At 66.2% G+C, this 26,659-nt stretch carries 30 protein-coding genes; 28 read left to right on the plus strand and 2 right to left on the minus strand.

All coding sequences use genetic code 11. The annotated features are described in order from the left end of the window. The first annotated feature begins 12 nt into the window (after window positions 1-12). The 27 genes from LGR64_RS02355 (at window position 13) to hisA (ending at window position 23,137) form a co-directional block, all read left to right on the plus strand. Window positions 13-564, plus strand: a complete 552-nt coding sequence (locus LGR64_RS02355; protein WP_016450997.1) for a hypothetical protein — start codon at window positions 13-15, stop codon at window positions 562-564. A 23-nt stretch (window positions 565-587) separates the two neighbouring features. Then, a complete protein-coding gene (locus tag LGR64_RS02360; protein WP_034396973.1) occupies window positions 588-1,967 on the plus strand; it encodes a PelD GGDEF domain-containing protein in 1,380 nt (459 codons plus the stop codon). Continuing rightward, a complete protein-coding gene (locus tag LGR64_RS02365; protein ID WP_141835149.1) occupies window positions 1,960-2,982 on the plus strand; it encodes a hypothetical protein in 1,023 nt (340 codons plus the stop codon). Before LGR64_RS02360 ends, LGR64_RS02365 begins: the two co-directional genes overlap by 8 nt. Continuing rightward, window positions 2,979-4,535 (plus strand): GT4 family glycosyltransferase PelF, encoded by a 1,557-nt coding sequence (gene pelF, locus LGR64_RS02370; protein ID WP_141835146.1) that lies wholly within the window; start codon window positions 2,979-2,981, stop codon window positions 4,533-4,535. The genes LGR64_RS02365 and pelF overlap by 4 nt, the downstream gene beginning before the upstream one ends. Further along, window positions 4,535-5,908 (plus strand): exopolysaccharide Pel transporter PelG, encoded by a 1,374-nt coding sequence (gene pelG / locus LGR64_RS02375; RefSeq protein WP_012207338.1) that lies wholly within the window; start codon window positions 4,535-4,537, stop codon window positions 5,906-5,908. Before pelF ends, pelG begins: the two co-directional genes overlap by 1 nt. Before the next feature lie 208 nt (window positions 5,909-6,116). Continuing rightward, window positions 6,117-6,923: an amino acid ABC transporter substrate-binding protein gene (locus LGR64_RS02380; RefSeq protein ID WP_012207337.1), complete on the plus strand. Its 807-nt coding sequence runs from the start codon at window positions 6,117-6,119 to the stop codon at window positions 6,921-6,923. Between the two features lie 131 nt (window positions 6,924-7,054). Beyond that, window positions 7,055-7,708, plus strand: coding sequence for an amino acid ABC transporter permease (locus LGR64_RS02385; protein WP_012207336.1), 654 nt, complete (start codon window positions 7,055-7,057; stop codon window positions 7,706-7,708). A gap of 161 nt (window positions 7,709-7,869) precedes the next feature. Further along, window positions 7,870-8,637 (plus strand): amino acid ABC transporter ATP-binding protein, encoded by a 768-nt coding sequence (locus LGR64_RS02390; protein WP_016451003.1) that lies wholly within the window; start codon window positions 7,870-7,872, stop codon window positions 8,635-8,637. A 218-nt stretch (window positions 8,638-8,855) separates the two neighbouring features. Continuing rightward, window positions 8,856-9,695: an ABC transporter ATP-binding protein gene (locus LGR64_RS02395; protein WP_013800794.1), complete on the plus strand. Its 840-nt coding sequence runs from the start codon at window positions 8,856-8,858 to the stop codon at window positions 9,693-9,695. Then, window positions 9,692-10,474, plus strand: a complete 783-nt coding sequence (gene mlaE, locus LGR64_RS02400) for a lipid asymmetry maintenance ABC transporter permease subunit MlaE (protein WP_012207333.1) — start codon at window positions 9,692-9,694, stop codon at window positions 10,472-10,474. The genes LGR64_RS02395 and mlaE overlap by 4 nt, the downstream gene beginning before the upstream one ends. A 44-nt stretch (window positions 10,475-10,518) precedes the next feature. Continuing rightward, entirely contained in the window at window positions 10,519-11,004 is a 486-nt protein-coding gene (gene mlaD, locus LGR64_RS02405; RefSeq protein WP_012207332.1) for an outer membrane lipid asymmetry maintenance protein MlaD, read from the plus strand. Further along, on the plus strand, window positions 11,001-11,804 hold the full coding sequence (locus tag LGR64_RS02410; protein ID WP_034396962.1) for an MlaA family lipoprotein: 804 nt from the start codon (window positions 11,001-11,003) through the stop codon (window positions 11,802-11,804). Before mlaD ends, LGR64_RS02410 begins: the two co-directional genes overlap by 4 nt. A gap of 115 nt (window positions 11,805-11,919) precedes the next feature. Beyond that, entirely contained in the window at window positions 11,920-12,561 is a 642-nt protein-coding gene (locus LGR64_RS02415) for an MlaC/ttg2D family ABC transporter substrate-binding protein (protein ID WP_088163838.1), read from the plus strand. Window positions 12,562-12,581: 20 nt separating this feature from the next. After that, window positions 12,582-12,863, plus strand: coding sequence for an STAS domain-containing protein (locus tag LGR64_RS02420; protein WP_096913941.1), 282 nt, complete (start codon window positions 12,582-12,584; stop codon window positions 12,861-12,863). A gap of 73 nt (window positions 12,864-12,936) precedes the next feature. Beyond that, a complete protein-coding gene (locus LGR64_RS02425) occupies window positions 12,937-13,866 on the plus strand; it encodes an ABC transporter ATP-binding protein (RefSeq protein WP_013800798.1) in 930 nt (309 codons plus the stop codon). Next, window positions 13,863-14,618: an ABC transporter permease gene (locus LGR64_RS02430; RefSeq protein ID WP_012207327.1), complete on the plus strand. Its 756-nt coding sequence runs from the start codon at window positions 13,863-13,865 to the stop codon at window positions 14,616-14,618. The genes LGR64_RS02425 and LGR64_RS02430 overlap by 4 nt, the downstream gene beginning before the upstream one ends. Window positions 14,619-14,744: 126 nt before the next feature. After that, window positions 14,745-14,993, plus strand: coding sequence for a BolA family protein (locus LGR64_RS02435; protein ID WP_012207326.1), 249 nt, complete (start codon window positions 14,745-14,747; stop codon window positions 14,991-14,993). A gap of 96 nt (window positions 14,994-15,089) precedes the next feature. After that, window positions 15,090-16,358: a UDP-N-acetylglucosamine 1-carboxyvinyltransferase gene (gene murA, locus LGR64_RS02440; protein WP_141835140.1), complete on the plus strand. Its 1,269-nt coding sequence runs from the start codon at window positions 15,090-15,092 to the stop codon at window positions 16,356-16,358. Beyond that, a complete protein-coding gene (hisG, locus tag LGR64_RS02445; protein WP_012207324.1) occupies window positions 16,355-17,005 on the plus strand; it encodes an ATP phosphoribosyltransferase in 651 nt (216 codons plus the stop codon). The genes murA and hisG overlap by 4 nt, the downstream gene beginning before the upstream one ends. Further along, on the plus strand, window positions 16,989-17,654 hold the full coding sequence (locus tag LGR64_RS02450; RefSeq protein WP_141835137.1) for a DUF6348 family protein: 666 nt from the start codon (window positions 16,989-16,991) through the stop codon (window positions 17,652-17,654). The genes hisG and LGR64_RS02450 overlap by 17 nt, the downstream gene beginning before the upstream one ends. Window positions 17,655-17,671: 17 nt before the next feature. Next, window positions 17,672-18,988 (plus strand): histidinol dehydrogenase, encoded by a 1,317-nt coding sequence (hisD, locus tag LGR64_RS02455; protein ID WP_013800800.1) that lies wholly within the window; start codon window positions 17,672-17,674, stop codon window positions 18,986-18,988. Between the two features lie 134 nt (window positions 18,989-19,122). Next, the gene (locus LGR64_RS02460) at window positions 19,123-19,371 is read left to right on the plus strand and encodes a DUF6364 family protein (RefSeq protein WP_141835134.1); all 249 of its coding nucleotides are present in this window, start codon (window positions 19,123-19,125) and stop codon (window positions 19,369-19,371) included. Beyond that, a complete protein-coding gene (locus LGR64_RS02465; RefSeq protein WP_016445586.1) occupies window positions 19,368-19,805 on the plus strand; it encodes a PIN domain-containing protein in 438 nt (145 codons plus the stop codon). The genes LGR64_RS02460 and LGR64_RS02465 overlap by 4 nt, the downstream gene beginning before the upstream one ends. 53 nt (window positions 19,806-19,858) lie before the next feature. Beyond that, window positions 19,859-20,983 carry a histidinol-phosphate transaminase gene (gene hisC / locus LGR64_RS02470; protein ID WP_141835131.1) on the plus strand — a complete coding sequence of 375 codons (1,125 nt, stop codon included), beginning with the start codon at window positions 19,859-19,861 and terminating at the stop codon, window positions 20,981-20,983. Further along, the gene (gene hisB / locus LGR64_RS02475) at window positions 20,980-21,585 is read left to right on the plus strand and encodes an imidazoleglycerol-phosphate dehydratase HisB (protein ID WP_012207318.1); all 606 of its coding nucleotides are present in this window, start codon (window positions 20,980-20,982) and stop codon (window positions 21,583-21,585) included. Before hisC ends, hisB begins: the two co-directional genes overlap by 4 nt. A gap of 81 nt (window positions 21,586-21,666) precedes the next feature. Next, on the plus strand, window positions 21,667-22,335 hold the full coding sequence (gene hisH, locus LGR64_RS02480) for an imidazole glycerol phosphate synthase subunit HisH (RefSeq protein WP_013800802.1): 669 nt from the start codon (window positions 21,667-21,669) through the stop codon (window positions 22,333-22,335). A 61-nt stretch (window positions 22,336-22,396) separates the two neighbouring features. Continuing rightward, entirely contained in the window at window positions 22,397-23,137 is a 741-nt protein-coding gene (gene hisA, locus LGR64_RS02485) for a 1-(5-phosphoribosyl)-5-[(5-phosphoribosylamino)methylideneamino]imidazole-4-carboxamide isomerase (protein ID WP_012207316.1), read from the plus strand. 85 nt (window positions 23,138-23,222) lie between these two features. Here the strand turns inward: hisA and LGR64_RS02490 are convergent, their stop codons facing one another. Next, window positions 23,223-24,413 (minus strand): spherulation-specific family 4 protein, encoded by a 1,191-nt coding sequence (locus tag LGR64_RS02490; RefSeq protein WP_141835252.1) that lies wholly within the window; start codon window positions 24,411-24,413, stop codon window positions 23,223-23,225. 85 nt (window positions 24,414-24,498) lie between these two features. Here LGR64_RS02490 and LGR64_RS02495 point away from each other — a divergent pair, with 85 nt between their 5' ends. Then, window positions 24,499-25,401 (plus strand): D-hexose-6-phosphate mutarotase, encoded by a 903-nt coding sequence (locus tag LGR64_RS02495; RefSeq protein WP_141835128.1) that lies wholly within the window; start codon window positions 24,499-24,501, stop codon window positions 25,399-25,401. Window positions 25,402-25,471: 70 nt separating this feature from the next. On the opposite strand, the gene LGR64_RS02500 is transcribed toward LGR64_RS02495, so the two are convergent. Beyond that, window positions 25,472-26,623: a S1C family serine protease gene (locus tag LGR64_RS02500; RefSeq protein ID WP_012207313.1), complete on the minus strand. Its 1,152-nt coding sequence runs from the start codon at window positions 26,621-26,623 to the stop codon at window positions 25,472-25,474. Between the last annotated feature and the right edge of the window lie 36 nt (window positions 26,624-26,659).

Below are 26,659 nucleotides of genomic sequence, written 5' to 3' on the forward strand. Positions count from 1 at the left end.
AGGAGCCTCTCCATGACACACCGCACCACACTCGCCTCCCGCCTTCGCGTGCTCACGGGTATTGCCCTTGTCGGCCTGCTGTCTGCCTGCTCGACCATCGACCGGGGCACGGCGCCCGCGCTGGAGACGAATGCCAGCTGGGCGGTGCTGCCCTTCGAGAACCACACCGAAACGCCCATGGCCGGCAACCGCGCCGCCGCCATTGCCACGGCGCTGATCAATGCGCGTGGCGTGGGCCAGGTCAAGCGCTACACGGGCGATGCACTGCAGGAAACCCTGTTCGACGGCCGCGAAGCCAAGCGCCGCGACGACGCCCTGGCCTGGGCGCGCGGCGAAGGCGTGCGCTATGCGCTGACGGGCGCGGTGGACGAATGGCGCTACAAGGTGGGCGTGGATGGCGAGCCGGCCGTGGGCGTGACCTTGGAGATCGTGGACGTGGGCACCGGCGCCACCGTGTGGAGCGGTGCGGGCGCGCAAAGCGGCTGGAGCCGCGAGGCACTGGCCGCCGTGGGCCAGAAGCTGATCCGCAACCTGCTGGGCACAGGCCTGGCCAACGCCCGATAAGCGCATCCAGGGAACGACTCTTCATGCCAGACCAAGCCAGCACGCCCAAGGCGGCACCGCATTCCGCTGCACCGCGCCGCGCCGGCATTGCCGCGGAATTCAGAGGCTCGCCGCTGGGCCTGCTCGTGCAGACGAGCGCCAAGCCCTGGGTGGTGGTGAGCGAGACGCTGCTGCTGCCGGTGCTGGCCCTTTTGATCGGCATGTGGGCCAACCCGGACAACCCCCTGTGGGTGGAGTCCGAGTTCCCCTGGGCCTGGCTGGCGCCCGTGGTGGTGGCCCTGCGCTACGGGCCGGTGGCAGGCCTGTCGGCGGCCGGCGTGCTGCTGCTGGCCTGGCTGGGCGTCAACCAGCGCGATCTGTCGCTGTTCCCGGAACAGTACTTTCTGGGCGGCCTGATCCTGGTCATGGTCGTGGGCGAGATCTCCAGCCTCTGGCGCGCACGCATACGCCGCGCGCGCACGGCGCAGAACTACATGGACCAGCGCACCGAGCAGCTGATCCGCCAGCATTACCTGCTGCGCCTGTCGCATGACCGGCTGGAGCAGGAGCTCATAGGCCGTCCCGTGTCCATGCGCGATGCCATCAACGTGCTCAGCGGCCTCAGTGGCGCCGAGGGCGATGCGCAAAGCCTGCTCAACCTGCTGTCGCGCTTCAGCCAGATCAGCGTGGCCAGCCTGGTGCCCGTGCGCAATGAGGTGCTTGACCCCACGCCCATTGCCCAGCTGGGGGGCGAGCGGCCCATCCATGTGCACGATCCGCTGGTGCGCCAGGCGCTGGACAGCCATGTGCTGTGCCATGTCTCGCAAAGCATGGCGGAGGGCCAGCAGACGCAGTACATCGTCGTGGCGCCCATGCTGGACCTGGAAGGCGAGATCTACGGCCTGCTGCTGGTCGAGGAAATGCCTTTCTTCGCATTGCAGGAAGAGGCGCTGCAGACCATCAACCTGCTGCTGGGCTACTACACGGACAGCGTGGCCGCCAACAGCCTGGCTGCGCCGCTGCTGCAGGCCTATCCCGATTGCCCGCCGCATTTCGCGTTCGAGCTGCAGCGCATGGAGCATGTCAACCGCAGCGCGCGCCTGAGCAGCGTGGTGGTGGCGCTGGAGCTGTCGCCCTCGGCTGTGCAGGCCCAGATGGCCCAGCAGATCATGCGGCTGGAGCGCATGCTGGACCGCTCCTGGCTGCAGGAAAGCGATGGCCGGCAGCTGCTGGCCATCTTCATGCCGCTGGGCACCAACGCCACGGCCGAGGGCTACCTGAACCGCATCGAGGGCTGGCTGGCCCAGCGCGGCGTGGCCTCGCTGGCCGATGCGGGCATCTTCCCGCGCACCATCTTGCTGGACCGCTGCTCGGCCAGCAGCGTGCTGGAGCGGCTCCATCAGATGGGGCAGGGCCATGCTTAACCTCAAGCTGGCATTGGGCGCGCTGGCCGCGGAAATCGCCTCCTGGAGCAGCCTGTGGCTGCTGCGCAGCCAGTCGGATGCGGCCCTGCTGGGCTATCTCACGGCCCACGGGCTGGCCAGCGGCCTGCTGGCGCTGTGCCTGACGCCGTTCCTGGCCACCTCGGCCAAGTCGGTGCGCCAGCGGCTGGCGTTGGTTGTGCTGATGGGGTTGTTTGCCTATGCCGTGCCGGTGGCCGGCATTTTGGGCGCCGTGGTCGCCACCATTGCGCTGCACACCCAGCGCGGCCCCCGTGGCGGCCCGCGTTTCCCGGTGATGCCCCTGCCTGATTTCGACCCGCACCAGCAGGCCAGCACCAGCCGCCGCCAAGCGGGCCTGCAGTCCTTCCTGGCCAATCCCAATGTGCCGGTCGCCTCGCGCATGCGGGCCATGGTGGCGCTGGGCAGCGTGCCGGGGCGCATTGCCTCGCCCATGCTGCGCACCGCGCTGGGCGATTCCAGCGAAGACCTGCGCCTGCTGGCCTACAGCATGCTGGACGCCAAGGAGCGCGAGATCAGCAAGACCATCCACCAGGAGCTGCAGCTGTTCGAGCATGCCCGCCAGTCCGAGGGCGATGCGCCCTACGGGCCGCGCGGCCTGCAGGCGGCTCGGGCGCTCACCGACCTGTACGCGGAGCTGGTCTACCAGGGCGTGGCGCAGGGCGATGTGCGCGACCACGCCATCAAGCAATCCCTGCACTACTGCGACCTGGTGCTCGCTCAGCGGCCCGACAACGCCTTGCTGCTGCTGCGCCGTGGCCGGCTGCTGCACATGCAGGGCAGGGCGGTGGAGTCGCTGGCCTGCTATGAGCGCTCGCTGGCGCTGGGCATGGAGCCGGCACGCGTCGTGCCCTACCAGGCCGAGCTGCTGTTCGATCGGCGCGAATTCGTCAAGGCGCAGGCCCTGATGCGTTCGCTGGACATCGAGCAAGCCCTGCCGCGCCTGAAGCCCAGCATCCGTTACTGGAGTGCCTCATGAGCCGTGCGAGCCAGTTCCCCACGGCGGCCAATGCGGACATCGCGCTGCTGCTGGAAGGCACTTTTCCCTATGTCAGCGGTGGTGTGTCCAGCTGGGTCAACCAGATCCTGCAGGCCTATCCCGAGCACCGCTTTGCCATCGTCTTCCTGGGCAGCCGGCGCGAGGACTATGGCGATTTCCGCTACGCACTGCCGCCCAACGTGGTGCACTTCGAGCAGCACTACCTGTTTGATGCGCTGCACTCCAATATCCAGCCCGCCCCTTCGCGCGGCCATCCCGAAGCCTTGGCCAAGGCCCGGGAATTCCTGGGCGCGCTGGAGGCGCATGACGGCAGTGCCGAAAGCCGGGCCAAGGTGCTGGTGGCCATGCGCTCCATTGCGCTGGAGTTGCAGCCCGGCGGCAGCCTGCCGCTGGAGGATTTCCTGCACAGCGAATTCGCCTGGGACCTGATCCGCGACAGCTACCGGCGCCACTGCACCGACCCGTCGTTCGTGGACTTCTTCTGGACCGTTCGCATCATGCTGCAGCCGCTGTGGCTGATGGCGCGCATCGCCCACGGGCTGATCCCGGTGCGCGTGCTGCATACCGTCTCGACCGGCTATGCGGGATTTCTGGGCGGCCTGCTGCACCATGCACGCGGCCTGCCGCTGGTGCTGTCCGAGCATGGCATCTACACGAAAGAGCGCCAGATCGACCTGCTGCAAAGCTCCTGGATCCGCGACAACCGCAACATCTTCCAGCGCGACCCCATGGAGGTGTCGTTCTTCCGGCAGATGTGGATACGGTTTTTCGACTGGATGGGGCGCTTTTGCTATGGCGCGGCCGATCCCATCATTGCGCTGTACGAGAACAACCGCCTGCGCCAGGTGGCCGATGGCGCGGCCGCCGAGCGCACGGTCAGCATCCCCAACGGCATCCGCATAGAGCGCTTTGCGCCGCTGCGCACCCAGCGGCCGACCGAGACGCCGCCCGTGCTGTGCCTGATCGGCCGCGTGGTGCCCATCAAGGACATCAAGACCTTCATCCGCGCCATGCGCCGCGTGGTCAACCGGATGCCCCAGGCCCAGGCCTGGGTGGCCGGCCCCACGGCCGAGGACCCGGCCTATGCCGAGGAATGCCAGAACCTCGTGGACAGCCTGGGCCTGCAGGCCAACATCCGCTTTCTGGGCATGCAGAAGGTGGAGGAGCTGCTGCCCAAGGTGGGCGTGGTCGTGCTGTCTTCCATCAGCGAGGCGCTGCCGCTGGTGATTCTCGAAGCCCAGGCCGCAGGCGTGCCCGTGGTCAGCACCGACGTGGGCTCCTGCCGCCAGCTCATTGACGGGCTGGAGCCGCAAGACCAGGCCCTGGGCTCGTGCGGGCGCGTGGTCGGCATTGCCAACCCCGAGGCGCTGGCCGACGCCTGCCTGGAGCTGCTGAGCTCGCCCGCGCAGTGGCAGGCCGCCAGCGCGGCCGGGATTGCGCGCGTGGAGCGCTACTACTCCGACCGGCTGCTGTTCGAGCGCTACAGGCAGGTCTACGACAGGGCGCTGCAACAGTCCGAGGAAAAACACTGATGGCCGGCATTGGATTCGAACTGCGCCACCTGCTGCGCAAGAACACGCTGACCAGCGTGCTCCAGGCCTACGCCTATGCGGGCGTCATCGGCTCGGGGCCGTGGGTGTTCTCCATCATCGGCATCCTGCTGGTGGGGGTGTTCAGCGTCAGCGTGGTGGCGCCGCCGCTGCTGGTCACGCAGTTCCAGACCTCGGTGACCTATCTGGTGGCCAGCAGCCTGATCCTGACCGGGGCGGCGCAGCTGGCCTTCACGCGCTTTGTGTCGGACCAGCTGTTCCTCAAGAAGGACGAGAGCATCCTGCCCAACCTGCATGGCCTGCTGCTGGTGGTCGTGGCCACTGCCAGCGCGCTGGGCACGCTGGCGCTGTTCGTGGTGCTGCCGGGCCAGGGCCTGCTGTACCGCGTGCTGATGCTGGCCGGCTTCACGCTGATGTGCGTGGTCTGGGTCATGACGGTGCTGCTGTCGGGCCTCAAGCACTACCGGGCCATTGCCGGGCTGTTCGGCGCCACCTACCTGCTCATCGTGCTGCTGGCGCTGCCGCTGCGCTACTGGGGGCTGGAAGGGCTGCTGGCCAGCTTCGTGATCGGCCACGTGCTGCTGCTGGCCGGCATGTGGATGATCGTGCTGCGCAGCTTTCCGCTGCAGCAGCGCTGGATCGCCTTTGACTTCACGCAGCGCTCGCTGATCTTTCCGGCGCTGATCGGCATCGGCGTGCTCTACAACCTGGGCATCTGGATCGACAAGTTCATGTTCTGGTACTACCCGCCGACCTCGCAGCAGATCATCGGCGGGCTCAGGGCCTCGCTGATCTACGACCTGCCGGTGTTCCTGTCGTACCTGTCCATCATTCCGGGCATGGCGGTCTTCCTGGTGCGCATCGAGACCGACTTCGTCGAGTACTACGACAAGTTCTTCGACGCCGTGCGCGGCGGCGGATCGCTGGAATACATCGAGTCCATGCGCAACGAGATGGTCTACGCCATCCAGGCGGGCCTGGGCGAGATCGCCAAGGTGCAGACGCTGGCCGTCCTCGTCACCCTGGTGGCCGGGCCGGCCATCCTGCAGTTGCTGGGCATCTCCCAGCTGTACCTGCCGCTGCTGCACGTGCAGGTGGTGGGCGCCGGCTTGCAGGTGGGTGTGATGGCCGTGCTCAACGTGTTCTTCTACCTGGACGAGCGGCGCATCGTGTTCATGCTCTGCCTGCTGCTGGTGGCGCTGAACATTGCCTTCACGGGCATCTCGCTGGCGCTGGGCGCCGCGTTCTATGGCTACGGCTTTTGCCTGGCCATGCTGGTGACGCTGTGCGTGGGGCTGTACCTGCTCTCGCGCGAGCTCAACCGGCTCGAATACAAGACCTTCATGCTGCAGTGACCGGCAGGCATCTCTCGCCATTTGCCGATTTGCACGGTCTTGATCCAGCGTGTTGGCGGGGGGCGCCGGTCTGCGCGACAATACGGGATTCGGCGCCGGCACCCAACCGAGACAAAGGTTCCGCCAAGGAACCATTCATTACAACGATTGCGCACCTTGCGTGCAGCGGCCGCCGCCTTTCGCTTTTTCCACTCCAAAGCTTTAAGCCATGAAAAAACGCACCCTCTTGGCCATGGTGGCCCTGTCTGCACTGCTGGCAGCCTGCGGCAAGAACGAGTCCGCATCGACCGCCGCCGCGCCGGTTGCCGCCCCCGTGCCGGCAGCCATGACCAAGTTGGTGATCGGCCTGGACGACAACTTCCCCCCCATGGGCTTTCGTGACGACAAGAACGAGATCGTCGGCTTCGACATCGACATGGCGCGTGAAGCCGCCAAGCGCATGAACGTGGAAGTGGACTTCAAGCCCATCGACTGGAGCGCCAAGGAAGCCGAGCTGGTCGGCAAGCGTGTCGACGCGCTGTGGAACGGCCTGACCATCACCGAAGAGCGCAAGAAGAACATCGCCTTCACCGCGCCCTACATGGAGAACCACCAGATCATCATCGTGCGCGCCAACTCCGACATTAAGGACAAGGCTGGCCTGGCCGGCAAGGTCGTGGGCGCGCAGGATGGCAGCTCGGCCGTGGACGCCATCAAGAAGGACGCCGCCGTGGCCGCCAGCTTCAAGGACCTGAAGACCTTCGGCGACAACATCACCGCGCTGATGGACCTGTCGGCCGGCCGCCTGGACGCCGTCGTGGTCGACGAGGTCGTGGGGCGCTTCCACGTGGCGAAGAAGGCTGGCGAGTACCTGGTGCTCGAGGACAACTTCGGCACCGAGGACTACGGCGTGGGCCTGCGCAAGGAAGACACCGAAGTTCTGGGCAAGCTCGAAGCCGCGCTGGCCGAGATGAAGAAGGACGGCAAGGCCGCCGAAATCGCCTCCAAGTGGTTCGGCAAGGACATCATCAAGTAAATCCGGCACACCATGCGACCGGCAAGGCCAGCCTGGCATTGCCGGTCTTTTGCGTTCTGGGACGCACGCGCCCGTGGCTGCCCGGATCCTGCCGATGCCGGCGGGGCCGCGCACCGCACTGAGGCCATTCGATGGAATATGTAATCTCGCTCATGGGGCCGCTGTCCGCGGGCGCCCTGGTCACCCTCAAGCTCTTCGTCATCACCCTGGCGCTGTCCATTCCCCTGGGACTGTCGCTGGCGCTGATGCGCATCTCCCGCTTTCCCGCCCTGAGCCGGCTGGTAGGCGGCTACATCTGGCTGATGCGCGGCACGCCGCTGATGCTGCAGATGCTGTTCATCTACTTCGCGCTGCCCTTCGTGCCCGTGATCGGCGTGCGCCTGCCCGATTTCCCTGCCGCCGTCGTCGCCTTCGCGCTGAACTATGCCGCCTACTTCGCCGAAATCTTCCGCGCGGGCATCCAGTCCGTGGACCGCGGCCAGTACGAGGGTGCCAAGGTGCTGGGCATGAGCTACGGCCAGACCATGCGCCGCATCATCCTGCCGCAGATGTGGGCGCGCATCATCCCGCCTGTGAGCAACGAAACCATCACCCTCGTCAAGGACACCTCGCTCATCTACGTGCTGGCCCTGAATGACCTGCTGCGCGCCGCGCGCGGCATCGTGCAGCGCGACTTCACCATCACGCCCTTCGTGGTGGCCGCAGGCTTTTACCTCGTGATGACGCTGGTGCTGACCTGGATCTTCCAATACCTCGAAAAACGCCATGCAAAGTATGACGCGTGACACGCGGCACCCCCTGAGGCGCTTCGCGCCTTCCCCCTCTCTCGCTACGCGGGAGGGGGACAACACCCTCGCGGCGGGGCGGCCCTTGCTCGGTGTTTCTGTATGGGGTCACGCCCGTTTTCAAACACAGCGTGTACTACGCCGCGCTCTGGATGATTGAAATGAAACCCGAAACAATGATCAGTGCGCAGAACATCTGCAAGGGCTTTGGCGGTGTGCCGGTGCTGCGCGGCGTTTCGCTGGAGCTGGCGCGCGGCGAGGTGGTGGCCGTCATCGGTCCTTCGGGATCGGGCAAGAGCACGTTCCTGCGCTGCCTCAACCACCTGGAAACCATTGACAGCGGCCGTGTCGCCGTCGAGGGCGAGGTGCTGGTGGACAGCGGCGCGGACGGCCGCGCCCACTACGTGCCGGAGGCGCAGATCCGCCAGATCGGCCGCAAGATGGGCATGGTGTTCCAGTCCTTCAACCTGTTCCCGCACCTCACGGTGCTGGAGAACATCATCGAGGCGCCGATCGTCGTCAAGGGCCTCAAGCGCGAGCAGATCGTGCCCAAGGCCGAGGCGCTGCTCCACAAGGTGGGCCTGCTGGAAAAGCGCGATGCCTATCCCAACCGCCTGTCGGGTGGGCAAAAGCAGCGCGTGGCCATCGCCCGGGCACTGGCCATGGAGCCGGACATCCTGCTGTTCGACGAGCCCACCTCCGCGTTGGACCCGGAGCTGACCGGCGAAGTGCTGCGCACCATGCGCGAGCTGGCCCAGGAGCACATGACCATGCTGGTCGTGACCCACGAGATGGGCTTTGCCCGCGAGGTGGCCAATCGCGTGATCTTCATGGACAAGGGCGAGATCGTCGAGCAAGGCCCGGCGGAAGCCTTTTTTGCAGCGCCGCAGCACGCCCGGACCCAGGCATTTCTGCAGAACATGTTGTAAAAAAACATCTGTCCAGTCCGGACTTTCCCCAGGTCTAGAGAGCGTGCAACGCTTGTGTAGCAAGCGAAGCATGCTCTTTTTTTTATGGCGTTTTCTGCCATGACTTTTTGAGAAACATACACGGATGTATGTTTATCTCAGGGGGTGATGAGCAGGCATCGGCACCTGTCTGCACAATAGCGGGCTTGCCTGCGAACATTTATCGACCGCACCACAGCATGATCCCAACCGCCTCTTTCGTGGAGTTGCGCAACGTCACCTTCGGCTATGGCGAGCGTGTGATCCTGCGCGACCTGTCGCTGCAGGTGCCGCGCGGCAAGGTCACGGCCCTGATGGGGGCGTCGGGCGGCGGCAAGACCACGGTGCTTCGCCTGATCGGCGGCCAGCAGCATGCCCAGCAGGGGCAGGTATTGTTCGATGGCAAGGACGTCACCACCATGGACGCCGCAGGCCTGTACGCCGCGCGCCGGCGTATGGGCATGCTGTTCCAGTTCGGCGCGCTGTTCACCGACATGAGCGTGTTCGACAACGTGGCCTTCCCGCTGCGCGAACACACCGATCTTCCCGACGAACTGGTCCGCGACATCGTGCTCATGAAGCTGCATGCCGTGGGCCTGCGCGGTGCGCGCGACCTCATGCCCAGCGAGATCTCGGGCGGCATGGCCCGCCGCGTGGCGCTGGCGCGGGCCATTGCGCTGGACCCCGAACTGATCATGTACGACGAGCCCTTCGCCGGGCTGGACCCCATCTCCCTGGGCACGGCCGCCCAGCTGATCCGCGAACTCAACGACGCCATGGGACTGACCTCCATCCTGGTGTCCCATGACGTGGAGGAAACCTTCCACGTGGCCGACCATGTGGTCATCCTGGGCAACGGCGGCGTCGCCGCCCAGGGCTCGCCAGATGAGGTGCGGGCCAATCCCGACCCGCTGGTGCAGCAGTTCATCCACGCACGGGCCACCGGCCCCGTGCCTTTCCACTACCCCGGCGTGAGCGCCGAGGAAGATTTCGGCAACCCCGCAAGCTCCGGCAAGAGCAACGGCAGGAGGCACGCATGAACCGGCTGCATCCCGCACGCATTGGCGCGGCGGTTCGCCAACAGCTGACGCAGCTGGGCATGGGCACGCGCCTGTTCGGCCGCCTGCTCGCCCTCATGGGGCCTGCGCTGGGCCGCCCGCGGCTGATCGGCGACCAGATCCATTTCCTGGGCAACTATTCGCTGGCCATCATTGGCGTGTCCGGCCTGTTCGTCGGTTTCGTGCTGGGCCTGCAGGGCTACTACACGCTGCAGCGCTATGGCTCGGCCGAGGCGCTGGGCCTGCTGGTGGCGCTGTCGCTGGTGCGCGAACTCGGCCCCGTCGTCACGGCGCTGCTGTTTGCCGGGCGTGCCGGCACGGCGCTGACGGCCGAGATCGGCCTGATGAAGGCCGGCGAGCAGTTGTCGGCCATGGAGATGATGGCCGTGGACCCGGTGCGCCGCATCCTGGCGCCGCGCTTCGTGGCGGGCCTGATCGCCATGCCGCTGCTGGCGGCCGTTTTCAGTGCCGTCGGCGTGATCGGCGGCTGGCTGGTGGGCGTGGTCATGATCGGCGTCGATGGCGGCGCCTTCTGGGGCCAGATGCAAAACGGCGTGGACTGGTGGTATGACCTGGGCAACGGCGTTCTCAAGAGCCTGGTGTTCGGCGTGGCGGTGACCTTCATCGCGCTGCTGCAGGGCTATGCAGCCAAGCCCACGCCCGAAGGCGTGTCCCGCGCGACCACGCGCACGGTGGTGATGGCCTCGCTGGCCGTGCTGGGGCTGGACTTCCTGCTCACGGCAACGATGTTCAGCCTTTGACCCGGCACCGGTGCCACCTCTCGCAAAACAAGGAAAAACAAACCATGCAGCAATCCAAGAGTGATGTCTGGGTCGGACTGTTCGTGCTGATCGGCGCTGCGGCGCTGGTGTTCCTGGCGCTGCAGTCGGCCAACCTGCTGAGCCTGAACTTCCAGAAGACCTATACGCTGACCGCGCGCTTCGACAACATCGGCGGACTCAAGCCCAAGGCAGCCGTGCGCAGCGCGGGCGTTGTCGTGGGCCGCGTGGAATCCATCACCTTCGACGACAAGGTCTTTCAGGCCAGCGTGACCATGGCCCTGGAAAACCGCTACGCCTTTCCCAAGGACAGCTCTCTGAAGATCCTGACCAGCGGCCTGCTCGGCGACCAGTACATCGGCATCGAGGCCGGTGCAGATGACCACAATCTCAAGGATGGCGACCGCGTCGTCGCAACCCAGTCGGCCGTTGTGCTGGAAAATCTGATCGGACAGTTCCTCTACGGCAAGGCCGAGCAGGGTGGCAGCTCCGGTGCAGGAGGCAAAGAATGACAACCAACCACCATGAACAGGCGACCGCGGGTCGCCCTGCCGCCCAGGCAGCCTCCTGGCAGCGCGCCGCCATGCTCGGCACGCTGGCCGCCGCTTCGCTGCTCGCCGGCTGCGCCACCGCGCCGGGCGAGGCCCGCAATCCCCAGGACCCGTTCGAGCCGTTCAACCGCAGCGTCTACTCGTTCAACGACGGCCTGGACCGTGCCGTCCTGAAGCCGGTGGCCACGGCCTACCGCGACGTCACTCCGCGTCTGGCCCGCGATGGGGTGAGCAACTTCTTCTCCAACCTCAGCGATGTCTGGTCCTTCGTGAACAACGCGCTGCAGGGCCAGGCCGAAGGCGCCTACAACTCCGTCGTGCGGTTCTCGGTCAATACGGTCTTCGGCCTGGGCGGCTTGCTCGACATCGCCAGCGAGGCCGGCATCGAGCGCCAAAAGCAGGACTTCGGCCAGACCCTGGGTCGCTGGGGCGTGCCCACCGGGCCGTACCTGGTGCTACCGCTCCTGGGTCCGTCCACGGTGCGTGACACTGCGGCTCTTCCGGTGGATGCCTGGGGCAACCCCATGTCGGCGATCAACGACATCCCGGTGCGCAACAGCCTGTATGTGCTGCGACTGGTGGATACACGTGCCCGCCTGCTCAATGCCTCCGACACGCTGGACTCCGTCGCGCTCGACCGCTACAGCCTGACGCGCGATGTCTACCTGAACCTGCGGCGTGGCAAGTCCGGCGATGACGGCCGCATCGAGGACTACGACGACGATGCCGGCAAGCTGCCGCCCGAAGACGGCGCGAAGTAAGCAGTTCGTAACATCCCGAGATGAAAAACGGCCGCTGCCTGACATGGCGCGGCCGGAAAAATGTGCAATATCAACCCGGTCCGGGGCATGAGGCCCTGCTGGGAAAGGAAGAGTGATGATCAATCGACGTGCCTGGAGCGCTGCCGCTGCAGCCATGCTGGCCCTGGGAACCCTTGGCGCGGCACTGCCGGCCCGCGCAGCCGGCGAGACCCCCGATGCGCTGATCAAGCGTGTCTCCACCGACGTGCTGGAAACCATCAAGAAGGACCCCTCGCTGCGCGAGGGCGATGTCTCCAAGGTCAATGCGCTGGTCAATGACAAGGTCATGCCGTATGTGAATTTCCGCCGCATGACCTCCGCTTCGGTGGGTCCGGCCTGGCGCCAGGCGACGCCTGCGCAGCGCGAGAAGCTGGAGACCGAGTTCAAGGCCCTGCTGATCCGCACCTATTCGGGCGCGCTGACCCAGGTCAGCAACCAGACCATCAACGTCAAGCCCCTGCGCGCGGCAGCCGGCGACACCGATGTGCTGGTGCGCACCGAGGTGCTGGGCCGCGGCGAGCCCGTGCAGCTGGACTACCGGCTCGAGAAGTCCGGTGACGGCTGGAAGATCTACAACCTGAACGTGCTGGGCGTGTGGCTGGTGGAAACCTACCGCAACCAGTTCAGCCAGGAAATCAATGCCCGCGGCATCGACGGCCTGATCGAGACCCTGGCCACGCGCAGCAAGATGCCGGCCACGCCGCCCTCCAAGGGCTGACAGCCGCTGACGCACGCGCCATGCTGCAGCTCCCCCGTGAACTGACCTACCGCCAGGCGCGCAACTGCCTTGTGCAGCTGCAGCCCCAGGTGCAGGCCTTCGATGGCGCCCAGGTGCGCGTCGATGCCAGCGGCGTCGAGGTCTTCGACTCGGCCGCCCTGGCCGTGCTGCTGGCCTGCCGCCGCACCGCGAAGGCGGCCGACAAGCAATTGGTGGTCGTGGGCCTGCCGCAGGGCCTGCAGTCCATGGCGGCGCTGTACGGCGTCGACGGGCTGCTGACCGACGCATCCTCCCCCTCCTGAGCCGGCGCAGCGCGCCGCTGCAAAGAGCCCTGCAAGGCAGGTTTGGCTGCAAGGGCCTAGAATCGCGCCTCGCATGTCTGCCGTCTCATTCCAATCCATCTCCAAGACCTACCAGACCCCCAAGGGGGCCTTCCAGGCGCTCAACCACGTGAGTCTGGACATCGAGGAGGGCGAGTTCTTCGGCCTGCTCGGTCCCAATGGCGCTGGCAAGACCACGATGATCAGCATCCTGGCCGGCCTGTCGCGCGCCACCAGCGGCCGCGTGCTGGTCCAGGGCAGCGACGTGCATGCCGACTACTCGGCTGCCCGGCGCAAGCTGGGCATCGTGCCGCAGGAGCTGGTCTTCGATCCCTTCTTCAACGTGCGCGAGGCGCTGCGCTTTCAGTCCGGCTATTTCGGCGTCAGGAACAATGACGACTGGATCGACGAGCTGCTGCACAGTCTGGGGCTGACCGACAAGGCCAACTCCAACATGCGCCAGCTGTCCGGCGGCATGAAGCGCCGCGTGCTGGTTGCCCAGGCCCTGGTGCACAAGCCGCCCATCATCGTGCTGGACGAGCCCACGGCCGGCGTGGACGTGGAGCTGCGCCAGACGCTGTGGCATTTCATCGCGCGCCTGAACCGCGAAGGCCATACCGTGCTGCTCACCACCCATTACCTGGAAGAGGCCGAGGCGCTGTGCAGCCGCGTGGCCATGCTCAAGCAGGGCAACATCGTCAAGCTCTCGACCATGTCGGATCTGCTCAAGTCCGCCTCCTCCAACGTGCTGCAGTTCAAGACCGATACCGCCTTGCCGCCGGCCCTCGCCGCGCGGGCACGGGTGACCGGCCGCATCGTGCAGATACCCGCCAACGACGCCAGCGATGTGGAACGCCTGCTCGCCGCGTTGCGCGAGGGCTCCGTCGTCCCCGAGGACGTGGAAATCCGCCGTGCCGATCTGGAGGATGTCTTCATCCACGTGATGAACGAGCAAGGCCAGACCTCGCAGGGAGCTTCGGCATGAACGGCTGGCAGACCCTGCTCAAGAAGGAAGTGCTGCGTTTCTGGAAGGTCAGCTTCCAGACCGTGGCCGCACCCGTGCTCACGGCTGTGCTCTATCTGCTGATCTTCGGCCATGTGCTCGAAGGCCGGGTGCTGGTCTACGACCGCATCAGCTACACGGCTTTCCTGATCCCCGGCCTGGTGATGATGAGCGTGCTGCAGAACGCCTTCGCCAACAGCTCCTCCAGCCTGGTGCAGAGCAAGATCATGGGCTCCATGGTCTTCGTGCTGCTCACGCCGCTGTCGCACTGGGCGTGGTTTGGCGCCTACGTGGGCGCTTCGGTGCTGCGCGGGCTGCTGGTGGGCGTGGGCGTGTTCATCGTCACGCTGTACTTCGCCATTCCCGAATTCACGGCGCCGCTGTGGATTCTGGTCTTCGGCCTGCTGGGCGCGGCGCTGCTGGGCACGCTGGGCGTGATTGCCGGCCTGTGGGCGGACAAGTTCGACCAGATGGCGGCCTTCCAGAACTTCCTGATCATGCCCATGACGTTCCTGTCGGGCGTGTTCTATTCCATCCAGTCGCTGCCGCCTTTTTGGCAAAAAGTCAGCCATCTGAACCCGTTTTTCTACATGATTGACGGCTTCCGCTACGGCTTCTTCGGCCAGAGCGACGTGTCGCCCTGGGTCAGCCTGGCCATCGTCGGCTCGGCCTGGCTGGCGGTGAGCGCCCTGGCCGTGCACCTGCTGCGCATCGGCTACAAGATCCGCGGCTGAGGTTTTTCCACAGGCTGCGGCGTGCGCTGTGCCCGCATTGTTGAATCCACCCATGAACAGGCGGCCGGCGCCCGGCGCCGCCGCCAACCAAGGCCATGCCACGATGCATGGCAGGAAAGCTTCCCCATGACTGCAGACCAACTCAAGGAACTGATCGCCACCGGCCTGCCTTGCGAACACATTGCGCTGGAAGGTGATGGACGGCACTGGTTTGCCACCATCGTCTCGGCCCAATTCGAGGGCCAGCGACTGCTGCAGCGCCAGCGCCTGGTCTATGCCACGCTGGGCCAGCGCATGCACACCGACGAGGTCCATGCCCTGTCCATGAAGACCTATACGCCCGCGGAGTGGGCTGCCCAGGCCGGCCAGGCCTGATCCGGCGGTCAGGCACTTCAGACTCCTGCTGCACCGGTCGCCACGGCCCGTGCGGCATCTTCTTTTCCCCGATTTCCAGATTCAAGGCTGTCAGCCATGGACAAACTCCTGATTCGCGGTGGCCGAGCGCTGCATGGCGAGGTGACGGTCTCCGGCGCCAAGAATGCCGCCTTGCCCGAGCTGTGCGCCGCGCTGCTGTCGTCCGAGCCCGTCACCCTGCGCAACGTGCCGCGCCTGCAGGACGTGGCCACCATGCTCAAGCTCATCCGCAACATGGGTGTCAGCGCCGAGCACGATGACACCGGCACCGTGCGCATCAACGCCGGCTCTCTGTCCAACCCCGAGGCACCCTACGAACTGGTCAAGACCATGCGCGCCTCGGTCCTGGCCCTGGGCCCGCTGCTGGCACGATTCGGCCAGGCCCGCGTGTCGCTGCCCGGCGGCTGCGCCATCGGCTCGCGCCCCGTGGACCAGCACATCAAGGGCCTGCAGGCCATGGGCGCCGAGATCGTGGTCGAGAACGGCTACATGCACGCGTGCCTGCCCGGGCATCTCAAGCGCCTGCAGGGCGCCCGCATCACCACCGACATGGTGACCGTCACGGGCACCGAGAACTTCCTGATGGCCGCCGTGCTGGCCGAAGGCGAGACCGTGCTGGAAAACGCCGCCATGGAGCCCGAGATCGGCGACCTGGCCGAAATGCTCATCAAGATGGGCGCAAGAATCGAAGGCCATGGCACCGGCCGCATCGTCATCCAGGGCGTGGAGCGCCTGAGCGGCTGCGAGCACCAGGTGGTGGCCGACCGCATCGAGGCCGGCACCTTTCTGTGCGCCGTAGCCGCAACCGGCGGCAATGCGTTGCTGCGCAATGGCCGCGCCGACCATCTGGGCGCCGTCATCGACAAGCTCAAGGATGCGGGCGCCGAGGTGTCCGCTGAGGACGGCGGCATCCGCGTGCGCGCGGCCGGCAAGCTCAAGGCTCAGAGTTTTCGCACCACCGAATACCCGGGCTTTCCCACCGACATGCAGGCGCAGTTCATGGCGCTGAACCTGGTGGCCGAAGGCTGCAGCATGGTCACCGAGACCATCTTCGAGAACCGCTTCATGCACGTGGACGAAATGCTGCGCCTGGGCGCGCAGATCACCACCGACGGGCGCGTTGCCACCATCACCGGCAGCCAGTCGCTGTCGGGCGCGGCCGTCATGGCCACCGACCTGCGCGCTTCGGCCAGCCTGGTCATCGCCGGCCTCGTGGCCAAGGGCGAGACCCTGGTCGATCGCATCTATCATCTGGACCGCGGCTACGATCGCATGGAAGACAAGCTGCGCGGCCTGGGTGCCGACATCGAAAGAGTTTCCCAATGACCATCACGATTGCCCTGTCCAAGGGCCGTATCTACGACGAAACCGTGCCGCTGCTGGCCGCTGCCGGCATCTCGGTCAGCGAAGACATTGAAAAGTCGCGCAAGCTGATCTTCGAGACCAACAAAAGCGACGTGCGCGTGGTGCTGGTGCGCGCCTCCGACGTGCCGGTCTATGTGCAGTACGGCGGCGCCGATCTCGGCGTGGCTGGCCTGGACTCGCTGATCGAGCATGGCGCCCAGGGCCTGTACCAGCCCTTGGACCTGAAGATCGCGCGCTGCCGCGTCAGCGTGGCCGTGCGCAACGGCTTCGACTATGCGCTGGCCGTCAAGCAGGGCGCCCGCCTGCGCATCGCCACCAAGTACCCCGAGATCGCGCGCAACTTCTTCGCCACCAAGGGCGTGCACGTGGACATGGTCAAGCTCTACGGCTCCATGGAGCTGGCCCCGCTGACCGGCATGGCCGACGCCATCGTCGACTTGGTGTCCACCGGCAACACGCTCAAGGCCAATGACCTGGTCGAGGTCGAGCCCATCATGGAGATCAGCTCGCGCCTGGTGGTCAACCAGGCGGCGCTCAAGCTCAAGCGCGAGCCGCTGCGCCACATCATCGATGCCTTCGCCGAGGCGGTAAATGGCCCCAGGGGCTGAGCCCGGCGATCCGGCGAAGAAGGCGCTTGCGCTGTGTTTCTCCGTGCATGGCCTGCCCTGCGAGGAATACAACGGCTGGCTGCTGCCTGGTGGCCAGGCGCCAGGCGTGCTGGCTGATTGGCGCGGTGCCTACCTCGGCCATCCCCTGGTCGGCTCCCTGGCCGTGGTGGTTCGCCTGCCGGACCGGCGCGAGATCATCGAGAATTTCACGGGCCTGGGCGAAGGACTGCAGGGAATGCACGACGCATTCGGCCACTTCGCTGTCAGCGACCTGCATGTGATGCTCTCCGCCCTGTGGACGGCGCGCGATGAGGATGCCGTGCCAGCCGAGGCCTGGCAGGTCCAGGGCAGGCACTGGCAGGCCTATCCGGGCCCCTGGCATCTTCGCAACGATGCCCCGCTGCCCGAAGGCATCACTGAGCGCCTGCGGGCCTTGATCGAGGCCGAGGCGCTGGACAAGGACCTGCACTGGTTCCGCTTCTTTGTCGGGCAGAACAATGGTGATTTCACCATTGAAGCGCTCAAGGACAATCAGAAGTGGCCCAGCGCTGAAGCCCTGCTGCGCGACCAGGACTGGCCCCTGCGCGACGACTACTACGGCGCGCGCCTGTTCTTGATACTGAAGCACGGCTGCGAGACGGCCTGCTAGACCCCAAGGAAACCACAATGGAATATGTAGCTGCCCCTGCCCGCCTGTCGACTGCGGACGCCAACTTCGAACACGATTTTGCGCAGCGCCTGCATTGGTCGGCAGACACGGACGCGGCCATCGAGCAGCGCGTGGCCGACATCCTGGCCGATGTGCAAAAGCGCGGCGATGCGGCCGTGCTGGAGTACACGGCGCGCTTCGACGGATTGCAGGTGGACGGCATGGCAGCGCTGGAGCTGACGCAGGCCGAGCTCAAGGCCGCCTTCGACAGCCTGGGCGACGAGCAGCGCGATGCGCTGACGGCCGCCGCCCAGCGCGTGCGCACCTACCACGAGGCACAAAAGCGCGCCAGCGGCGAGAGCTGGAGCTACCGCGACGCCGATGGCACCCTGCTGGGCCAGAAGGTCACGCCGCTGGACCGCGTGGGCATTTATGTGCCCGGTGGCAAGGCCGCCTATCCGTCCAGCGTGCTGATGAATGCCATTCCCGCCCACGTGGCTGGCGTGCAGGAAATCATCATGGTCGTGCCCACGCCACGCGGCGAGAAGAACGCCCTGGTGCTGGCTGCCGCCTATGTGGCGGGCGTCACGCGCGGCTTCACCATCGGCGGTGCCCAGGCCGTGGCGGCCCTGGCCTACGGCACGGCCACCATCCCGAAGGTGGACAAGATCACCGGCCCCGGCAATGCCTATGTGGCCAGCGCCAAGAAGCGTGTGTTCGGCACCGTGGGCATCGACATGATTGCCGGCCCCAGTGAAATCCTGGTGCTGGCCGACGGCAGCACGCCGCCCGACTGGGTGGCCATGGACCTGTTCAGCCAGGCCGAGCATGACGAACTGGCGCAAAGCATCCTGCTGTGCCCGGATGCCGACTACATCGCCGCCGTTCAGCGCGAGATCGACCGCCTGCTGCCCGAGATGCCGCGGCGCGCCATCATCGCCAAGAGCCTGAGCGACCGGGGTGCCCTCATCCTCACGCGCGACATGCAGGAGGCCTGCGCCATCAGCAACCGCATCGCGCCAGAGCACCTGGAAGTCTCCAGCAACGATCCCCACCAGTGGGAGCCGCTGCTGCGCCATGCAGGCGCCATCTTCCTGGGGGCCTACACCAGCGAGAGCCTGGGCGACTACTGCGCCGGCCCCAACCACGTGCTGCCCACCAGCGGCACGGCGCGCTTTTCCTCGCCGCTGGGGGTCTATGACTTCCAGAAGCGATCCAGCCTCATCGAGGTCAGCGAGCAGGGCGCCCAGACCCTGGGCCGCATCGCCTCGGTGCTGGCGCATGGCGAAGGCCTGCAAGGCCATGCGCGTGCGGCCGAAATGCGTTTGAAGTAGACGCTCGCTTCCTGTTGAAAGAAGGCGCCGTCACCGAAAGGGGCGGCGCTTTTTGCTGCCTGAACGCTAGAGCAAACGTGTCAAGAATTGACACGAAATCAGTGGAGCACGAATTTCGTGTAGACTTGCACCCTGTGAAGAACCTCACCATCACCGTCGAAGACAGCGTGCTCGAATGGGCCCGCATCGAGGCCGCGCGCCGCGGCACCAGCGTCTCGCGCATGGTGGGAGACTTCATGGCCGAGATGCAGCGCCGCGAGGACGCCTACGAGCGCGCCTACCTGGCCTGGCGCACCGACGAGCGCGGCTGGGACGGCGGCCAGCCGTCATCCGCACAGCCCGCCCAGCGCAGTGCCGCGCTGCGCCGCGAGGGCCATGCATGAACACCGTCTTTGTCGATACCTCCGTGCTGGTCGCTGCCGAAGACACGGGGCAGGGCGCCTTGCATGCCGCCGTGCTGCAGTGGCTGGACCTGCTGTGGCGCACGCGCAGCGGGCGCACCGGCAGCCAGTCGCTGTGCGAGTTCTATGAACAGGTCACCACGGCCGCCCAGCCTTTGCCGCAGGGCGATGCGCGCGCCGCCATCCGCCGCTATCAGACCTGGACGCCCTGGAAGACCGATGCCGCCACGCTGGAGACCGCCTGGGCCGTGCAATCGCGCCACCAACTGGCCTTTGGCGACTGCCTGGCCGTGGCCTGCGCCCAGCACAGCGGCTGCGAGCAGATGCTGACCCTGCACCTGCCGCACGGCGCCCAGTTTGGCGGCGTCGCCATGGTGCACCCGCTGCACCAGGCGCCGCCGCAGCAGCAGGCCTGAGCGGCTTCGCTGATGGATTTCTTCCCCCACTGACTCGTGAAAGTGTGCATGCCATGACAGCTTCCATTCCGCAGGTTCAGGCCCTGGCCCTGGAGCGCATCCGCGCCGATGTCCGCTCCATGCATGCCTACCATGTGCAGCCCTCGCAAGGCCTGCTCAAGATGGACACGATGGAGAACCCCTTCCGCCTGCCCCCTGAATTGCAGGCCGCGCTGGGCGAGCGCCTGGGCCGGCTGGAGATCAACCGCTACCCTGGCGAGCGCCAGGAAGTGCTCAAGGACATGCTGGCCCGCTACGCGCAGGCGCCGGCCGGCAGCGCCGTGCTGCTGGGCAATGGCTCGGACGAGATCATCACGCTGCTGGCCCTGGCCTGTGCCCAGCCCCACTCCGAGGGCCGCGCCACCATGCTGGCGCCCATGCCGGGCTTCGTCATGTACCCCATGAGCGCCAGGCTGCAGGGCCTGGACTTTGTGGGCGTCAACCTGACGGCCGACTTCGAGCTGGACGTGCCCGCCATGCGCACCGCCATTGCCGAGCACCGCCCCGCCATCACCTATATCGCCTATCCCAACAATCCCACGGCCACGCTCTGGGCCGAGGCCGATGTGCAGGCCGTGATCGACGCGGTCGCCGCCATCGGCGGCCTGGTCGTCATGGACGAGGCCTACCAGCCCTTCGCCCGCCGCAGCTGGGCAGAGAACATGCGCGCCGACCCGGCCCGCAATGCCCATGTGTTGCTGATGCGCACGCTCAGCAAGTTCGGCCTGGCAGGCGCGCGCCTGGGCTACCTGATCGGCCCGGCCCCCATCGTCGGCGAGATCGACAAGGTGCGCCCGCCCTACAACATCAGCGTGCTCAACTGCGAGACGGCCATCTTCGCGCTGGAGCACGAGGCGCTGTATGCGCAGCAGGCCGTGGCCATCCGCGCCGAGCGCCAGCCGCTGATCGATGCGCTGGCCACGCTGCCGGGTGTGGAAAAGATCTGGCCATCCGAGGCCAACATGGTCTTGCTGCGCGTGCGCGATGCCGCGCGCGCCCAGGCCGAGATGAAGGCCCGGGGCGTGCTGGTGAAGAATGTCTCTGCCATGCACCCGCTGCTGGCCAACTGCCTGCGACTGACCGTGGGCACCCACGAAGAAAACGCCCAAATGCTGGCGGCCCTGAAGGAATCCCTATGAGCAATGCAGCTCCCGCACGCACCGCCGAAGTGCAGCGCAATACCGCCGAGACCCGGATCAAGGTTGCCATCAACCTGGACGGCACGGGCAAGGCCAGCCTGCGCTCGGGCATCGGCTTTCTGGACCACATGCTCGACCAGATCGCGCGCCATGGCCTGATCGACCTCGATATCGACTGCGAGGGCGACCTGCACATCGACGGCCACCACACGGTGGAGGACATCGGCATCACCCTGGGCCAGGCCTTTGCCAAGGCCGTGGGCGACAAGAAGGGCATCCGCCGCTACGGCCATGCCTATGTGCCGCTGGACGAGGCCCTGAGCCGCGTGGTCATCGATTTCTCAGGCCGCCCGGGCCTGCACATGGATGTGAAATTCACGGCCGGCAGCATCGGCCAGCTTGACACCCAACTGGTCTACGAATTCTTCCAGGGCTTCGTCAACCATGCGGGCGTGACCATGCACATCGACAATCTCAAGGGCTTCAACGCCCACCACCAGTGCGAGACCATCTTCAAGGCCTTTGCACGCGCCCTGCGCTTTGCGCTGGAGCATGACGAGCGCATGGCCGGCGTCATCCCCTCGACCAAGGGCGCTCTGTAAAGAGAAGCGATTGACTCCGGTCAGAGCTTGATCTGACCGGGCAATCCAGCCGAAAATCCGACCGAACACGCGCCACACGCTATGAGTTTGACTGACAACACCGTCGCCGTCGTCGATTACGGCATGGGCAATCTGCGCTCGGTTTCCCAGGCCGTGCGCACGGCTGCCGCCGACTCCGGCTGGCAGGTCGTGGTCACCGCCGATCCCGAGGTGGTGCTGGCCGCCAACCGGGTCGTGCTGCCGGGCCAGGGCGCCATGCCCGACTGCATGCGCGAACTGCGCGAATCCGGCCTGCAGGACGCCGTGCTGCACGCCGCTGCCAACAAGCCCCTGTTCGGCGTCTGCGTGGGCATGCAGATGCTGCTGGACCACAGCGACGAGGGCGATGTGCCTGGCCTGGGCCTGATCCCCGGCAATGTGCGCAAGTTCGATCTGGCGGGCCGCGTCCAGGCCGATGGAAGCCGCTTCAAGGTGCCGCAAATGGGCTGGAACCGCGTGCACCGCAAGCACAATGCCGGGCAGTCCCACCCGCTGTGGCGTGGAATTCCCGAAGACAGCTTCTACTACTTCGTGCACAGTTTCTACGCCGTGGTGCAGCAGCCCCAGCATTGCGCTGCAGAGGCCGACTACGGCGGGCGCTTTGCCTGCGCCATCGCACGCGATAATATTTTCGCCACTCAGTTTCACCCCGAAAAGAGCGCGGATCAGGGTCTGGCCCTGTTCCGCAACTTTCTGGGCTGGAAGCCCTGAACCCTCTTTCCCTCCCCGCACCGGCCGCTGCATCCCAGGCCTTCATTGCTCGCAAACCATCATGCTGCTCATTCCTGCCATCGACCTCAAGGACGGCCACTGCGTACGCCTCATCCAGGGTGATATGGACCAGTCGACCACGTTCGGCGAAGACCCGGCCATCATCGCCCGCCGCTGGCTCGACGCCGGCGCACGCCGCCTGCACCTGGTGGACCTCAATGGCGCGTTTGCGGGCCAGCCCAAGAACCTGGTGGCCATCAAGGCCATCCTCAAAGAGGTGGACGGCCGGATTCCGGTGCAGCTCGGTGGCGGTATCCGTGACCTGGACACCATCGAGAAATACATAGACGCCGGCATCAGCTACGTGATCATCGGCACCGCTGCCGTGAAGAACCCCGGCTTTCTGCAGGATGCCTGCAGCGCCTTCGGCGGCCATGTGATCGTCGGGCTCGATGCCAAGGACGGCAAGGTGGCCATCGACGGCTGGAGCAAGCTCACGGGCCAGGACGTGCACTCTGTGGCCAAGCGCTTCGAGGACTGGGGCGTGGAGTCCATCATCTACACCGACATCGGCCGCGACGGCATGCTCACGGGCATCAACATCGACGCCACCGTCAATCTCGCGCAATCGCTGAAGATTCCCGTCATCGCCTCGGGCGGCCTGGCGGGCATGGCCGACATCGAAGCGCTGTGCAAGGTCGAGGACGAAGGCATCGAAGGCGTGATCTGCGGCCGCGCCATCTACTCGGGCGACCTTGACTTCGCCGCGGCGCAGGCCCGCGCCGACGAGCTCAGGGCCTGAACGGCCTGCGCCTTCCCTGTATCCGCGGGCGCCTGTGCTTCACAGGCGCCCGCGCTGCATTCAGCGCCAGGGCTTCAGGCTTTCTTTACGAGCAGGCGGGCATGGCCTGCCCGGCATTGGCGGCGCGCACGGTCTGCACAAAGGCATCCCAGTAATTCGGCAGCCCGGCCCAGGGATTGCCCACGCCGGTGCTGGGCTCGAACTCCAGCTGGGTCACATAGATCCATCCCGCCTGGTAGCGGGCCGAGGCGGCCGACTGCACGGCCGTCTGCATGGCCGCGCAGCCCGACACGTTGTGCACCAGCGAGGCCTGGTGGCTGTTGGGCAGCCCGTACAGCCAGTCAAAACTCGTCGTGCGCGGATCGTAGGTGGCGTAGGTGGAGCCCTTGCCCTCGAACGTGGTCAGCACATCGGCCACATCGGCATAACCGGCCACGGGCACGAGGCCCGGGTTGCCGATCACGATCAGGTTGGGATTCTTGGCCTTGATGTACTGGTAGATGGTGCGGTAGAAGTCCAGCCGGTTGGTGGTGGCCGCCATCTCGTCAATGAAGAAACCCTTGACCAGGCCTGCGCCGTAGTGCGTGAAATAGTTGTCGATATTGGCCTGGATGCTGGCCAGCGATCGCGTGCCCGTGCCATAGCTGGAGCTCACATAGCCCACCAGCTGCCCGCCCGCGTTGGCAAAAGCGGTGGCGGCGCGCGTGATGTTCGCGTCCGGGCCACTGAAAATGCCGTTGGCCGGATTCAGGATGGCCGTCATCTGCACGGTCGGATTCGCCTGTGCGCTGGCCGTCAGCGCATTCCAGGCCGTGGCTCCCGAGCCGGTGGGATAGAAATACGTGGGCACCAGCACCCGCAGCGGTGCAGGTGCAGGACGCAGATAGAAGGTCTGGGAAGCGCTGCCCGTGCGGCCTGCCACGGTGGCGCTGGCCTGCACCTGCTGGCGGCCCGGCGTGGCGCCGGTCAGCGAAGCTGTTGCCACGCCGGAGCTTGTCAGCGCCGAGGTGCTGACGCCTGTGGCTGCGCTGAAGCTCACCACGGTTCCATCGGCGGCATTCACGCCATCGGCCAGAACACTTGTGCGCAGGGTCAGTGCCGAGCCTGCAGTCACCACATCCCTGGCGGCAGGGGCCGTCCATTGCACGGTGACCGAGGTCACTCCGGGCTGGCCGGTGCCGCCGTCACCCCCATTACCGCCATTGCCACCGCCAGCGTTGCTGTCACCACCGCCGCCTCCGCCGCAGGAGGCCACCGAGGCGGCCAGGGCGAGCATGCCGAGTCGCAGGACAAGAGGAGAGGGAGCGTGGGAGCGTTGCATGACAGAGGAGGGCTGAGCGGGGGAAAGGCTATATTCAAGCATGAAAGTTACATCTTCCTTTCCCGCGGTAACAGCTTTACCTGCGGCCGCGCAAGCTCCCGACGCCTGCGCTGATGCATGGCAGGGCCTGCCCGCCATCCGCCTACGCCTGGCCTGCGGCGATACCGCCCTGGTGGCCTTGCAGGGCGCGCAGCTGCTGTCCTGGCAGGCAGGTGGCGAGGAGCAACTGTTCCTGAGCCCTCATGCCGCCCATGACGGCCACACACCCATACGCGGCGGTATTCCGGTCTGCTTTCCCCAATTCAACCAACGCGGCCCGCTGGTCAAGCACGGCTTTGCGCGCACCCTGCCGTGGCAGGCTGATGCAGCACAGGCCGAGGTTCTTGCCGACGATGGCTTGTTCCTGCGGCTCAAGCTCGCCGACACGCCGCAGACGCGCGCTGTCTGGCCGCATTCCTTCGAGACCTGGCTGGAGGTGACCCTGTTGCCTGGCCGGCTTGACGTGGACCTGGTGGTGCACAACCGGGGCGACATGCCTTTGCCCTTCACTGCCGCCTTGCACAGCTACCTGCGCGTGGCGGACGTGGAGCAATGCCGGTTGCAAGGCCTCGATGGCCTGCCCTACTGGGATGCCGTGGCAGACACCCACCCCACGCAGCAAGGCGACGTGCGCTTTGGCGAAGAGCTCGATCGCGTCTACCCCCGGCCCGAGAAGACCATGGAACTGGCCGCTCCTGCCGGAGGCTTGCGCATCTCGCAGGATGCCGCCTGGAGCGAGACCGTGGTCTGGAACCCCGGCCCCGCGCTGTGTGCCCGCCTAGCCGACATGCCGCCACAAGGGTGGCAGCAGATGCTGTGCGTGGAGGCCGCCGCCATCGATGCGCCCGTGCATGTGGCGCCCGGCGCGCATTGGCGCGCGGCGCAGCGTTTGCACAAGCGGTAGTCCGGCACCCGTTCTTGAACGAAAAAAGCGCCTGTGAACAGGCGCTTTTTTCATGGGTTCGTGAGCCGGGTTAGCGGCGCTGCATGCGTTGTGCCGACTGCGCAGGGCGCAGGCCCGGGGTGATCTGCAGCTCCACGGGGCCTTCGCCACGGCGCACATCGAATTTCGCAGCCTCGCCGGGCTTGAGCGCGGCCACGGCGGTCAGCAGCTCGGACACATTGCGGATGGGCTTGTCGCCCACCTGCACGATCACATCGCCCGGTCGCATGCCGGCCTGGGCCGCGGGGCCCGCCTGCAGCACGCCGGTGATGATCACGCCGGAGTCGGCTTTCACGCCAAAGGTCTCGGCCAGTTCCGGCGACAGTTCATTGGGCTCCACGCCGATCCAGCCGCGCACCACGCGGCCGTCCTTGACGATGCCGTCCAGAACCAGCTTGGCCGTGGATACGGGAATCGCAAAGCCAATGCCCATGCTGCCACCCGAGCGTGAATAAATGGCGGTATTGATGCCCAGCAGATTGCCGCTGGCATCCACCAGTGCGCCGCCCGAATTGCCGGGGTTGATGGCGGCGTCGGTCTGGATGAAGTTCTCGAAGGTGTTGATGCCCAGCTGACTGCGGCCCAGTGCGCTGACGATGCCGCTGGTCACCGTCTGGCCCACGCCGAAGGGGTTGCCGATGGCCAGCACGCGGTCGCCCACGTCGATTTGGTCGGAATTGCCCAGAACGATGACTGGCAGCTTGTCCAGGGCGATCTTGAGCACGGCCAGGTCGGTCTCGGGATCGGTGCCGATCACCTGGGCCTTGGCCTGGCGGCTGTCGGTCAGCGTGACCTCGATGTCGTCCGCACCCTCGACCACGTGGTTGTTGGTCAGGATGTAGCCGTCGGTGCTGATGATCACGCCGCTGCCCAGGCCCGCCTGCTCCTGCGTGCCCTGGTCGCCGAAGAAGAACTGGAACCACGGATCGTTGCTGCGCGGATGGCGCACCGCCTTGCTGGTGTTGATGCTCACCACGGCCGGCGCTGCCTTCTTGGCGGCCGGTGCAAAGCTGCCGGGGCTGACTTCTCCGACGGGCGTGGCCGGCGCCTCCAGCAACGCGATGCCGGCATTGCTGCGCACGGCTCCACGGCGCAGCCAGTCCGGCTGCAGGGTGGCGACGACAAAGTAGGCAGCCACCAGGATGGTGACCGCCTGCGAAAACAGCAGCCAGGTGCGTTTCATGAAGTGTGGTGTTCTGTGCGGGAGTACAAGGCCTCA

Source organism: Delftia sp. Lp-1 (assembly GCF_020523835.1).
Lineage (GTDB): Bacteria > Pseudomonadota > Gammaproteobacteria > Burkholderiales > Burkholderiaceae_C > Comamonas > Comamonas acidovorans.

Excerpts from the sequence above, each read along its gene's own strand:
- hisH (WP_013800802.1), top strand. The coding sequence starts at position 21,667 with ATGAGTTTGACTGACAACACCGTCGCCGTCGTCGATTACGGCATGGGC.
- LGR64_RS02465 (WP_016445586.1), top strand. The coding sequence starts at position 19,368 with ATGAACACCGTCTTTGTCGATACCTCCGTGCTGGTCGCTGCCGAAGAC.
- hisC (WP_141835131.1), top strand. The coding sequence starts at position 19,859 with ATGACAGCTTCCATTCCGCAGGTTCAGGCCCTGGCCCTGGAGCGCATC.
- LGR64_RS02435 (WP_012207326.1), top strand. The coding sequence starts at position 14,745 with ATGACTGCAGACCAACTCAAGGAACTGATCGCCACCGGCCTGCCTTGC.
- mlaD (WP_012207332.1), top strand. The coding sequence starts at position 10,519 with ATGCAGCAATCCAAGAGTGATGTCTGGGTCGGACTGTTCGTGCTGATC.
- hisB (WP_012207318.1), top strand. The coding sequence starts at position 20,980 with ATGAGCAATGCAGCTCCCGCACGCACCGCCGAAGTGCAGCGCAATACC.
- LGR64_RS02495 (WP_141835128.1), top strand. The coding sequence starts at position 24,499 with ATGAAAGTTACATCTTCCTTTCCCGCGGTAACAGCTTTACCTGCGGCC.
- LGR64_RS02395 (WP_013800794.1), top strand. The coding sequence starts at position 8,856 with ATGATCCCAACCGCCTCTTTCGTGGAGTTGCGCAACGTCACCTTCGGC.
- LGR64_RS02500 (WP_012207313.1), bottom strand. The coding sequence starts at position 26,623 with ATGAAACGCACCTGGCTGCTGTTTTCGCAGGCGGTCACCATCCTGGTG.
- pelG (WP_012207338.1), top strand. The coding sequence starts at position 4,535 with ATGGCCGGCATTGGATTCGAACTGCGCCACCTGCTGCGCAAGAACACG.
- LGR64_RS02390 (WP_016451003.1), top strand. The coding sequence starts at position 7,870 with ATGAAACCCGAAACAATGATCAGTGCGCAGAACATCTGCAAGGGCTTT.
- mlaE (WP_012207333.1), top strand. The coding sequence starts at position 9,692 with ATGAACCGGCTGCATCCCGCACGCATTGGCGCGGCGGTTCGCCAACAG.
- LGR64_RS02415 (WP_088163838.1), top strand. The coding sequence starts at position 11,920 with ATGATCAATCGACGTGCCTGGAGCGCTGCCGCTGCAGCCATGCTGGCC.
- LGR64_RS02365 (WP_141835149.1), top strand. The coding sequence starts at position 1,960 with ATGCTTAACCTCAAGCTGGCATTGGGCGCGCTGGCCGCGGAAATCGCC.
- LGR64_RS02380 (WP_012207337.1), top strand. The coding sequence starts at position 6,117 with ATGAAAAAACGCACCCTCTTGGCCATGGTGGCCCTGTCTGCACTGCTG.
- LGR64_RS02450 (WP_141835137.1), top strand. The coding sequence starts at position 16,989 with ATGGCCCCAGGGGCTGAGCCCGGCGATCCGGCGAAGAAGGCGCTTGCG.
- LGR64_RS02490 (WP_141835252.1), bottom strand. The coding sequence starts at position 24,413 with ATGCTCGCCCTGGCCGCCTCGGTGGCCTCCTGCGGCGGAGGCGGCGGT.
- hisA (WP_012207316.1), top strand. The coding sequence starts at position 22,397 with ATGCTGCTCATTCCTGCCATCGACCTCAAGGACGGCCACTGCGTACGC.
- hisD (WP_013800800.1), top strand. The coding sequence starts at position 17,672 with ATGGAATATGTAGCTGCCCCTGCCCGCCTGTCGACTGCGGACGCCAAC.
- LGR64_RS02385 (WP_012207336.1), top strand. The coding sequence starts at position 7,055 with ATGGAATATGTAATCTCGCTCATGGGGCCGCTGTCCGCGGGCGCCCTG.
- LGR64_RS02410 (WP_034396962.1), top strand. The coding sequence starts at position 11,001 with ATGACAACCAACCACCATGAACAGGCGACCGCGGGTCGCCCTGCCGCC.
- LGR64_RS02355 (WP_016450997.1), top strand. The coding sequence starts at position 13 with ATGACACACCGCACCACACTCGCCTCCCGCCTTCGCGTGCTCACGGGT.
- LGR64_RS02430 (WP_012207327.1), top strand. The coding sequence starts at position 13,863 with ATGAACGGCTGGCAGACCCTGCTCAAGAAGGAAGTGCTGCGTTTCTGG.
- pelF (WP_141835146.1), top strand. The coding sequence starts at position 2,979 with ATGAGCCGTGCGAGCCAGTTCCCCACGGCGGCCAATGCGGACATCGCG.
- hisG (WP_012207324.1), top strand. The coding sequence starts at position 16,355 with ATGACCATCACGATTGCCCTGTCCAAGGGCCGTATCTACGACGAAACC.
- murA (WP_141835140.1), top strand. The coding sequence starts at position 15,090 with ATGGACAAACTCCTGATTCGCGGTGGCCGAGCGCTGCATGGCGAGGTG.
- LGR64_RS02360 (WP_034396973.1), top strand. The coding sequence starts at position 588 with ATGCCAGACCAAGCCAGCACGCCCAAGGCGGCACCGCATTCCGCTGCA.
- LGR64_RS02420 (WP_096913941.1), top strand. The coding sequence starts at position 12,582 with ATGCTGCAGCTCCCCCGTGAACTGACCTACCGCCAGGCGCGCAACTGC.
- LGR64_RS02425 (WP_013800798.1), top strand. The coding sequence starts at position 12,937 with ATGTCTGCCGTCTCATTCCAATCCATCTCCAAGACCTACCAGACCCCC.